Origin of the sequence: Mesorhizobium sp. M0496 (assembly GCF_040321205.1) — a bacterium.
Lineage (GTDB): Bacteria > Pseudomonadota > Alphaproteobacteria > Rhizobiales > Rhizobiaceae > Mesorhizobium.
Genome location: NZ_JAMYRC010000103.1, coordinates 1 through 1,396 on the forward strand (window position 1 = coordinate 1; position 1,396 = coordinate 1,396).

Below are 1,396 nucleotides of genomic sequence, written 5' to 3' on the forward strand. Positions count from 1 at the left end.
GCGGAAGTCAGAGGGAAAGGTCTCAAAGCTGAATCCTTCAAGGAATGGTTACTCACGTAAGTTCCGGAGGCTGGCGACTCAGCCCTATATTGCTCCCCGAACGGCGACCGACTGCATCCGCTCGCTGATTGAGGATCAGTGCTCCCGCCGAATATGTTTGGTCCCGGCATTTAAATGGAGCGGCTCAACAACACCGTCCGGCTGAAAGTTTGGAAGGGCAACGTCATCGTGGTCGGCCGCAAGGGCCCGAACAGGCTTCCGCCTCCACGCCTTCAGGGAGAATTCGGTGTACGACCAGCGCGACGTGCAGGGCTTCGTCAAGCTGTACACGCTGCGACTGCTCCCGGGCGCCCCGGCCCATGGCAAGTAGCGGAGACGGAAAGCGCCCGCCCAAGGGGCGGGGCGCTGTTCCGTATCGGTTTTCTGGATCAAACGAAGGTGAAGTCCGACGCGGTCAGGCCTAGGTCGGCCACGGTGACCACACCGCCCAGGTGGGCGAACTCGTGCGCGCTGCCGTCGGCGGTGACATAGGCCAGAGTTGCGACTCTGTCGGTGTAGCTGCTTTGGTAGACAATGATGTCGCCGGCCTGCTCGCCGGAGATCGCACGCGCCGCCTCATTAGCAGAGTTGAAAGATTCGCCAGTGATTACCACGACATGTTCGCCGTTCGCACCCGAGGCCGCGCCACTGTAGAAGCTGCTCACCGGGTAGCCGGACTGTATACTGGCGTTGTTGACGAAGTTCGCGCCAAAACCGTCGTTGTAGAGGCCCACCGCATCGAAGGCGAACTTGTCCTCCGCCGGGTTGAAATCGGTGATAGTGGTAATGTCCGGCTTCGACCCGACACTCGGATCGACCCCAGGCACCGGATTGTGGAACTGGAACACGAACGTGTCATTGTCGGTGCCCCCGGTCAACGTATCCTGGCCGTCACCCACGTAGAGGACATCCTGGCCGGGACCGCCGCTGAGCCTGTCATTGTCCTCACCGGAGATGCGCGCGTTGAAGCGGCCGTTGTCGCCGGAGAGATCGTCCCAGCCATCTCCGCCGAAGATGCGGTCGTTACCCTCGCCGCCAAGGGCTCGGTCACTGCCCGGGCCAGCCGAGATCTCGTCGTTGCCGCCACGACCGTCAATCCAGTCACCGCCCTGGAAACCCTCCATCCAATCTTCACCCTTGGTGCCGAGGAGTGTTTCGGCATCCGGGCTACCCTCGATAATGTTTGCCATCGAAAAATACTCCTAATGATGCACCCTGCCTGACGCGTTCATATTGCTCATCGGGTAATTAGAGAAATCGATTGCTTGGATAGACACACATTTACGAAATGGATGCATTCACGTTCACTTCGCCCTTCCGCTGAGCAGTAGCGGGCTCGCAGGCGGCGGGGACGCGC

The 1,396-nt window shown here is 60.4% G+C and carries 1 protein-coding gene; it reads right to left on the minus strand.

The window, feature by feature from the left end:
* Positions 1-428 precede the first annotated feature (428 nt).
* Complete coding sequence (locus NKI73_RS33525) at positions 429-1,229, minus strand: calcium-binding protein (RefSeq protein ID WP_352636334.1); 801 nt, start codon at positions 1,227-1,229, stop codon at positions 429-431.
* Positions 1,230-1,396: the final 167 nt, after the last annotated feature.

Coding starts and splice junctions, on each gene's coding strand:
- NKI73_RS33525 (WP_352636334.1), bottom strand. CDS start 1,229: ATGGCAAACATTATCGAGGGTAGCCCGGATGCCGAAACACTCCTCGGC.